Origin of the sequence: Luedemannella flava, assembly GCF_039528515.1 — a bacterium.
GTDB lineage: Bacteria > Actinomycetota > Actinomycetes > Mycobacteriales > Micromonosporaceae > Luedemannella > Luedemannella flava.
In genome coordinates this window covers 1-8,048 of the sequence record NZ_BAAALT010000185.1, presented here as the reverse complement: position 1 = coordinate 8,048, position 8,048 = coordinate 1, and the positions used below count along the sequence as shown (strand labels likewise).

The 8,048-nt window shown below is 73.2% G+C and carries 9 protein-coding genes; 2 read left to right on the top strand and 7 right to left on the bottom strand.

Translation table 11 applies throughout. From position 1 onward, the window contains the following. The 3 genes from ABD211_RS24705 to ABD211_RS24695 all read right to left on the bottom strand — a co-directional run. The coding region (locus ABD211_RS24705) for an ATP-binding protein (protein ID WP_344136575.1) at window positions 1-2,185 on the bottom strand (2,185 nt) is incomplete at its 3' end. A gap of 110 nt (window positions 2,186-2,295) precedes the next feature. Further along, window positions 2,296-2,880 carry a DUF305 domain-containing protein gene (locus ABD211_RS24700; RefSeq protein WP_344136573.1) on the bottom strand — a complete coding sequence of 195 codons (585 nt, stop codon included), beginning with the start codon at window positions 2,878-2,880 and terminating at the stop codon, window positions 2,296-2,298. 65 nt (window positions 2,881-2,945) lie between these two features. Then, window positions 2,946-3,716 carry a lytic polysaccharide monooxygenase gene (locus tag ABD211_RS24695; protein WP_344136570.1) on the bottom strand — a complete coding sequence of 257 codons (771 nt, stop codon included), beginning with the start codon at window positions 3,714-3,716 and terminating at the stop codon, window positions 2,946-2,948. 191 nt (window positions 3,717-3,907) lie between these two features. On the opposite strand from ABD211_RS24695, the gene ABD211_RS24690 reads away from it, so the two are divergent. Next, window positions 3,908-4,291, top strand: coding sequence for a hypothetical protein (locus tag ABD211_RS24690; RefSeq protein ID WP_344136567.1), 384 nt, complete (start codon window positions 3,908-3,910; stop codon window positions 4,289-4,291). A gap of 19 nt (window positions 4,292-4,310) precedes the next feature. Here ABD211_RS24690 and ABD211_RS24685 read toward each other — a convergent pair whose 3' ends face one another. After that, entirely contained in the window at window positions 4,311-5,198 is an 888-nt protein-coding gene (locus tag ABD211_RS24685; RefSeq protein WP_344136564.1) for an ion transporter, read from the bottom strand. Window positions 5,199-5,377: 179 nt separating this feature from the next. After that, entirely contained in the window at window positions 5,378-5,941 is a 564-nt protein-coding gene (locus ABD211_RS24680) for a TetR/AcrR family transcriptional regulator (RefSeq protein WP_344136561.1), read from the bottom strand. Window positions 5,942-6,085: 144 nt separating this feature from the next. On the opposite strand from ABD211_RS24680, the gene ABD211_RS24675 reads away from it, so the two are divergent. Beyond that, complete coding sequence (locus ABD211_RS24675; protein WP_344136558.1) at window positions 6,086-6,868, top strand: SGNH/GDSL hydrolase family protein; 783 nt, start codon at window positions 6,086-6,088, stop codon at window positions 6,866-6,868. Between the two features lie 50 nt (window positions 6,869-6,918). Here ABD211_RS24675 and ABD211_RS24670 read toward each other — a convergent pair whose 3' ends face one another. After that, window positions 6,919-7,341 (bottom strand): DUF1801 domain-containing protein, encoded by a 423-nt coding sequence (locus ABD211_RS24670; RefSeq protein ID WP_344136555.1) that lies wholly within the window; start codon window positions 7,339-7,341, stop codon window positions 6,919-6,921. Window positions 7,342-7,350: 9 nt separating this feature from the next. Further along, a partial coding sequence (locus ABD211_RS24665; protein WP_344136551.1) for an amidohydrolase family protein occupies window positions 7,351-8,048 on the bottom strand: 698 nt, incomplete at its 5' end.

Genomic DNA, 8,048 nt, shown 5'->3' with positions numbered 1-8,048 from the left:
GGTCGGCGGCCGTGGCCGCGGCGGCGCGCAGCACGGCCACGACCCACGCGTCGCCGCGCTGCGGGACCTGCAGCAGGTGCGCCGCGACCCGCTCGGCCGGCGCGTGCCCGGCGTGCAGGATCTTCGCGGCCCGCTCGTGCTGCAGCTGGCGCTGGCCGGGCGGCAGGTCCCGGTATACCGCGTCGGCGACGAGCGGGTGGACGAACCCCAGCGGGTACTCGTCGCGGAGCACCTCCGCCTTCGCCAGAGTGGCCACAACCGCGGCGGTCCGCTCCTCGTCCAGGCCGGCGAGCGCCGCGACGGCCAGCACCGTGGCGCCGCCGCCCACCACCGCGATGGCCCGCGCCACGGCCGTCGCGGCCTGCGGCATCCGGCCCAGGCGCATGAGGATCAGGCTGGACACGGCCCGCGACCCGATCGCGGTGACGACGTGGGCGTGCGAGGAGTCGGGCCGCACCGACTCCGCCTGCAGCGCGCGCAGCAGCTGGCGCAGCAGCAGCGGGTTGCCCGACGTGGTGCGGAAGCACGCCGCGACGAACGACTGGTCGGCGTCGGCGCCCAGTCGCGCGCGGACCAGGTCCGCGACGCCGGCCGCGCTCAGCGGGCCGGGCCGCACGGCGACGGTCGCCGGGTCGTGCGCGAGCTCCGCGAGCAGCGGGGCGTCCGCGTGCTCCTCGCCGGTGCGCAGCGTGGCGACCACGATGATGGGCAGCCCTTCGACCCGACGCACCAGGTACGCCAGGAACCGCAGCGAACCGCTGTCGCACCACTGCACGTCGTCGACCGCGAGCAGCAGCGGCTCGCGCGCGGACAGGTTGGCGGCCAGCCAGTACAGGCCGTGCAGGGCGGCGAGGGTGTTGTCCGAGCGGGACGGGCCGGCGCCCGCGGCGACGTCGAAGACCGGGGCGGCCGACGCGGCGGCGCCGGTCATGACGTGTCCGGCCAGCACCGGGTCGGCCACCGCCGGCTCGAAGAGCTGGCGCACGGCGCCGAAGCCGTACTCCTTCTCCAGCTGGCTGCCCCGGGCGGTGAGGACGCGCACGCCGTCGGCCGCCGCGAGCCGCCGCGCCTCGGCCAGCAGCCGCGACTTGCCGATCCCCGCCGGCCCTTCGACCAGGACGAGCCGGCCCTGCCCGGCCTGCGCGTCGGCCACGCAGGCCCGCAGCTCGGCCATCTCGGGCCCCCGGTCGACGAGCGCGTCCCCGCCGTCGGTTGGCGCGACCAGTGGAGCTGCTGACGCGGCGCGCGGAACCGACGCAACCAGTGGGCCGGACGCGCCAAGGCCCGACACTACAAGGCCCGTCGCGGCCGGCGGGCCGGACGCGGTCGGTAGGCCCGGTGCGGCGGGTTGGCCCGGCAGTGCCTCGATCGGCGCGACGCGGGCGGTGGGCAGCCGTGCCGGCGTCGGCGGGGCGAGCGTGGGGGACTGGGCGAGGACCTCGGCCTCCAGCTCGCGCAGGGCCGGGCCGGGGTCGACGCCCAGCTCGTCGGCGAGCAGCTCCCGCGCGCGGCGCAGCGCGGCGAGGGCGTCGGCCTGGCGGTTGGCCCGGTACAGCGCGAGGACCAGCAGTCGCCACCGCTCCTCGCGCAGCGGCTGCTCGCCGACGAGCCGCTCGATCTCCGGGACGAGCACGGCGCTCTGCCCGCACGCCAGCCGGGCGGCCAGCAGCTGCTCGCGGGCCACCTCGCGCAGCTCGCTCAGCCGGCCGACCTCGGCCTGCGCCCACCGCTGGTCGGCGTACTCGGCCAGGGCCGGGCCCCGCCACAGGTCCAGCGCGTCGGTGAGGATCGCCGCGGCGTCGACCGGGTCGTGCGCGGCGGCGCGCTGCAGGTCGGCCTCGAAGCGCCAGGCGTCCACGGCGTCGTCGGGCACGCGCAGGGCGTAGCCCGGGCCGACGCTGACGATCACCGTGCCGCGCGAGCGGGCGGTGCGGCCCGGTTCGAGGTGGCGGCGCAGGTGCGACACGAAGGCCTGCAGGGCCCCGGTCGCGGTCGGTGGCGCCTCCTCGCCCCACAGGTCGTGGACGAGCCGGTCGGCGGCGACCGCGTCGCCGCGGGCCAGCACGAGCAGGGCGAGCACGGAGCGCTGCCGGCGGCCGCCCAGGTCGAGGGGCTGCCCGTCGCGGGCCGCGCTCACCTCGCCGAGGACGCTGATGCGCAGAGCGGACCCGTTGTCCCCGGCCACAGACATCCCTCCGACCGGCCACTCGGGCGCCGGTGTCGGCCGAGCATAAAGGAATTCCGGCAGGCGCCCGGTCAGCGAATCGACAGGTTTGTTGGCCGAACGGCCGGCGGCTACCCCGGCGCTGCCGCGACCAGCGTGAGCATGTGGGCGATCTGGGCCTCGGCCGCCGTACGCAGGCGCTCGGCGAGCTGCCGGGCGCCCGGGTCGGCGCCGCCGGCCAGCTCGACGTTGGCCAGGTCGACCGCGTTGTGCTGGTAGCCGATGAGCAGGTTGAGGAAGGCCCGGTCGAACGCCGCGCCGCGCAGCGGCCGCAGCGGCGCCAGGTCGGTCGGGCCGAGCGTGTGCACGCCGCCGTGACCCGCGTGCGCGGCCGGGTCCGGGTCCATGGTCGTCGGGTGTCCCCAGGCGCGCAGCCAGCCCGCCATCGTCTCGACGTCGGTCGCCTGCGTCGCGGCGATCGCGGCGGCGAGCAGCTTCACGTCGTCGCCGGCCCGGGTGGACGCGAGCGACAGCAGCTCCACCGCGTCCCGGTCCACCGCGATCATCATCTGCAGGAACATCACGTCGGCGGCGTTGGGCGCGCCCGTCGCGACGGACGTCGTCGGGCCGGCGGACGGCGGGATGTTCCCGGAGCAGCCGGCCAACAGCGCGCCGAGGGCCTGCGCGCCGAGCGGGCCGGCGAGTCGTCGTATCACCTTGCTCCTCCTCGTACCCGCGAAGATTGGTGGCGGGTCCGCCGACGCGGACCCGCCACCGGAGGTCACAGGCGCAACCACAGGGCCGGTACGTTGGGCGGCTCCCAACCGGCGAGCGCCGTGTGGGCCTGCCGGCACTGGTAGGTCACGCCGGCGTAGGTGACCCGGTCACCGACCCGGTAGGCGACGCCCGCCGCCCACGTCGTGCCGCCCGCGGGTGTGGTCGCCGGCGCGCTCGTCGCCGGCCTCGTGGTGACCGTGGCCGTCGTGGCGGGCGGGCTCGTGGCCGGTGCCGTCGTGGTCGGCGCCGTCGTTGTCGGGGTGCCGCCGCCGGCCTGCACGTCGACGCACGAGTAGAACGCGTTGGGGGTGTCCGCGATGTTCCATACGGCGAGGATGAGCAGGCGCCCGGTGCGGCCGCCGAGGCTGACCGTGTGCGAGACGGTCGCCTCGGGCTGGCGGCCGCCGCCGTCGACGACGCCGATGCGCGTGTCGCCGATGAAGTACTCGAAGGTGCTGGTCGCGTGCCGGGCCGTGAAGACCCAGTTGAACGTCACCGTGTTGCCCACCGACGTGGCGGGCCAGGGCAGGGCGGCATTGTCGAGCTGCGCGAACCGGGGGAGGCCGGCACTGCAGCTGCGCAGGCCCTTCGGGCCCTCGACGCTCTGCGGTTCGTAGACGATCTCGCCGCAGTTCGCGACGCGGCCGGTGGCGCACATGGCCTGCCGGCTGGGTGGCGCGGACACGTAGCCGTGCGCCTGCACGGGCACGGCGATGAGGAGGGAGGCGGCGACGGCGGCGACCGTCAACGCCGGGAGCAGGATCCGTCTGCGCATGTCGTACTCCTGGAGGGGGTCGGAGATGACAGCTGTCGATCGGAGCCCAAGTTAGTGTAAATATTCCTAACTGTAAAGACTCTTAGCTGTGCCGCTGGCGCGCAACGTCCGGTCCTTGGCGCGGATTGTCATGGACGTACGTGCATGTACGGGGCCACAGTTCAGGCCTGACTACCGGAAAGGGGAGGGCCTTGAACCTGGGACGCAGCAGGGTATGGCAGCGTACGGCGGCGGCCGCGCTCGCTACCGTGACCGCCCTGGCGGGCGTGGTGTTCACCGCCAGTCCGGCCCACGCCGCGGCCACGTACTACACGTGGACCAACGGCGTGAACGTTCGGTACAACGGCGGGAACCCACCCGCTTGCTTCGCCTATCCGGGCCCCTACAACTGCCCCAGCATCGTCGGCCAGGTGCACAGCTGGGAACCCATCACGGTGCACTGCCAGAAGATCGGTGAGGTCATCGGGGGCAACCCGTACTGGTTGTGGGTCATGACGCCGAAGCACTGGGGCTTCATGTCCAGCTACTACATCAACTATCCGTACAACCGCCTTCCCGATGTGCCCGACTGTTGAGGCGTGGGCTCGGCGTGCGTCAGCGTTGTCGTGTCGGGGTAGGTCGTTCGGCACGGCTGGGAGCGTCGCGGTCGATGCGTAGCTCGCGCTCCAGTTCCGCGACCAGCTCGCGCAGGTCGTCCAGGCGCTGGCTGATCATGATGCGGTCGATGTCGTCGGGGACGCCGTCGTGGTCCTCGTCGGTGCCGAGGCTCTCGGTCATCTCCAGCCGACGGGCCTCCTCCATCGAGTTCACGATGACCGCGATCAGGATGTTGAGCAGGAGGTTCACCGTCACGATGACGTAGCTGACGTAGTACAGCAGCGTCCACGGGGACAGCGCGAGGCCCTGCTCGATGAGATCGGGCAGGGTCTCCAACGACAACAACACGAACAACGTGAGTACGGCCCGACCGAGCGTCCCGTAGTCGTCCGGCTGGTGCTCGGCGAAGATGAGCCAGCCCGCCATGCCGTAGACGTAGAGGGTGACGGCCGCCAGCGCGAGGAACCCCGTGACACCGGGCAGGCTGCGCAGCAGCGCGGTGACGATCGTGCGCAGGCCGGGGGAGAAGCGCACCAGCCGCAGCACCCGCGCGATCCGGATGATCCGCAGGATCGCCGAGTCGCCGTGCAGGCCGGGCAGGAACGCGGCCGCGATCACGACGAAGTCGAAGATGTTCCACCCGTGCCTGAAGAAGTCCTGCGGCCGCCTGCCGTAGGCGAGCACGCGGAGCCCTATCTCCACGACGAAGAGGACCCGGAAGACCCACTCGACGATGCGCAGCAGCGGTGCGGCCGTGCCGAGGTGCGGGTACGTCTCGATGCCGAGCACCACGGCGTTCAGGCCGATCAGCACGATGATGGCGACATCGAACGGCCGCGACTCGGTGACCCGCGCGGCCCAGGCGGCCGCCCCCGGTTGCCTCACCCCGTAGCCTCCCGCGCCACCCACTATGGACAGTCGTCACCACCCCGCCGCGCGGTCGGCATGTTACCCGCCCCGCGTCGCGGTCCCCGCCACGGACCCATGCCGAGGTTGTTGGCCTTGCGTGCGGAATGACGGCCCGGAGTTCCACACGTAATTGGCCTTTCCTCGGCGGACGCGCCTCATGGCGGGGCCGTGCGGGGGAGCAGGCTGTCGAGGAGCAGGGCGATGGCGCGTTGTGCCAGTACCAGGTGGTTGGGGTTGTCGGCCGTGGTGTCGATGACGGCTTCGGCCATGGTGAGGACCAGGGTCAGGTCGGCGGGGCCGAGGTCCGCGCGTACGTGACCCGCCGCCGGGGCCCGGCTCAGCGGCGCCGCGAGCAGCGCGACGACCTGGTCGATGTGACGGCGCTGCTGGTCCGGTGGAAGGCCGCGCAGGGTGTGGACGAGCGGGCGCATCGCCAACTGGGCCTGCAGGACCGTGTCCAGCAGGGACCGGAACGCGGCCGCCTCGTCGGCGCGGGAAGCCGCGAGACGTGCGAACGCGGCGATCTGGTCGCTGACGACGGCGAGGACGAGGGCCCGGCGGTCGGGGAAGTGGCGGTAGACGGTGGCCTGACCGACCCGGGCGACGCGGGCCACGCGCTCCAGCGAGATGGGCGTGCGGGGCTGGGCGAGCACCTCGCGCGCGGCGTTGAGGATCGCTTCCCGGTTGCGTAGCGCGTCGCTTCGACGAGGATGCGGCACCCGCGATCGCCCCCAACCGGACGATGTTACTAGTAGGTAACGAGGGTAACACGTACTTCTATCTCTCAATTACTGTTTCTACGCTTTCCGCACCCAAGGCGCCTGGGTCGTCCCCCTCACCCCACGCCGAAAGGACCGCGGACCATGCGTACCCGACTGCTCTCGGCGGCGTGCGTGCTCACCGCCGCCCTCACCGTGCTCCTGCCCGGATCGCCGGCGTCCGCCGCCGCGCCCGTCGACTACGTCGCCCTCGGCGACTCGTACTCGTCGGGCACGGGCGCGCCGCCGTACTCCAGCAACGTGTTCTGCCTGCGCAGCCCGCGCGGGTACCCGCAGCTGTGGGCGAACACGCACGCCGTCTCGTCGTTCCGCTACGTCGCGTGCGGCGGGGCGACCACGGCCAGCATGACCGGCCAGTTCTCCGCGCTCAGCGCCGCCACCGACCTGGTCACGATCACCATCGGCGGCAACGACGTCGGCTTCGCCGACACCATGCTCTCCTGCGTACTGAACACCAGCAGCGCCTGCGTCAGCGCCGTCGACGCCGGCATCGCCAAGGCGAACAACGAGCTGCCCGCCAAGCTCGACGCCACGTACGCGACGATCCGCGACCGGGCGCCGAACGCGACCGTCCTCGTGCTCGGCTACCCGCGGCTCATCGATCCCGGCAGCTCCTGCTACACCGCCACGAAGGTCGCGGCGTTGACGAAGGGCGCCGACGCGCTCAACGCCGTCATCGCCGCGCGCGCGGCCGCGGCCGGGCTCCGGTTCGTCGACGCCAGGGCGCGCTTCGCCGGCCACGGCGCGTGCGCGTCATCGCGCTGGATCAACCAGTTCAGCGCCCTGGCACTGGCGGAGTCGTTCCACCCCAACGCCACCGGCTACGCCCAGGGCTACCTGTACCTGGTCAACACCGTCACGGGCTGACCATCGCGCTTCGGCGCCATAGGGCGGAATCGCGGGGTCGCATTCCGTGTCTATGGCGCCAAAACGGTGCCGTTGAGGTGGTGGTAGCCCGAGCGGACCAGTTCCGTGAGGACCTTCGCGTCGACGTCGGCGAGCCGCTTGACGTACAGGCAGGACTTGCCGATCGAGTGCGGACCCAGCTTGCCGAGCAGGTCGGCGTAGCCGTCGAAGCCCTCCGAGAGGTACACGGTGAGGGCCTGCCTACGCGGGGAGAAGCCCACCGCGGGCCAGTCGCCCTTGCGCCCTGACGCGTACGTGTAGCGGTAGCTGCCGAACCCCACGATCGCCGTGCCCCACATGACGGGCGTCGCGCCGGTCGCCTTCGTGATGAGCTCGCACAGCGCCCGCGCGTCGGCGCGCCGCGCGGGATCGGCCACGGCGTCAAGGAACTCCGCCACGCTGGCGTCGGTCTTTGTCGTCTTCGGCTCCGCCACGGGGCCAGTCTAGGCGCCGAGCCGGTAGATCCGCGCGGCGTTGCCCGCCCCGACGGCGGCGGCGAGGGCGAGCGCGTCGGCGCGGCTCATCGCGTCGTCGGCCAGCCATCCGCCCAGCAAGCGGCCCAGTGCCCGGCGGAACTGCGCCGCCCCGATCAGGTACAGCTCCGGCAGGCCGTACGCGTCGGAGGAGTAGAGCAGCTTGCCGAACGGGGCCAGCTCCAGGAACTCGCCGAGCACGGCCGGGAACCGGGCGCCCAGGTAGGTGCTGGTCAGGCCCAGGTCCACGGACACGTGCGGAAAGACGTGCGCGAGCCAGCCCGCCGACCGGTGGTAGGGGTAGCAGTGCAGCAGCACCAGCGGCGTGCCCGCGTCCCGGGTCGCCGCGCAGAACGGCTGCAGCAGCGCGGGGTCGCACCGGGCCAGCGTCGCGTCCGGGTCGCCGAACCCGGTGTGCACCTGCACCGGCCGCCCGGCGTCGATGCCGCACCAGAGCAGGAACCGCAGCAGCACCGGGTCGGTGAGCCGGGGCAGCCCGGCCGCCAGCCACCTCCCGGCCGCGTCCGTGACCTCGCGCGCCGTCGGCCGCCGCGGGTCGATGCCGAGCCCGTGCCGGTAGGCCACGATGGACTTGCAGCCCACCGCGCCCCCGTCGACGGCCCGCCCGAGCGCCGCGACCAGCGCGCCCGCGAACCCCGCCGCCGTCG

Coding starts and splice junctions, on each gene's coding strand:
- ABD211_RS24675 (WP_344136558.1), top strand. CDS start 6,086: ATGCGTACCCGACTGCTCTCGGCGGCGTGCGTGCTCACCGCCGCCCTC.
- ABD211_RS24695 (WP_344136570.1), bottom strand. CDS start 3,716: ATGCGCAGACGGATCCTGCTCCCGGCGTTGACGGTCGCCGCCGTCGCC.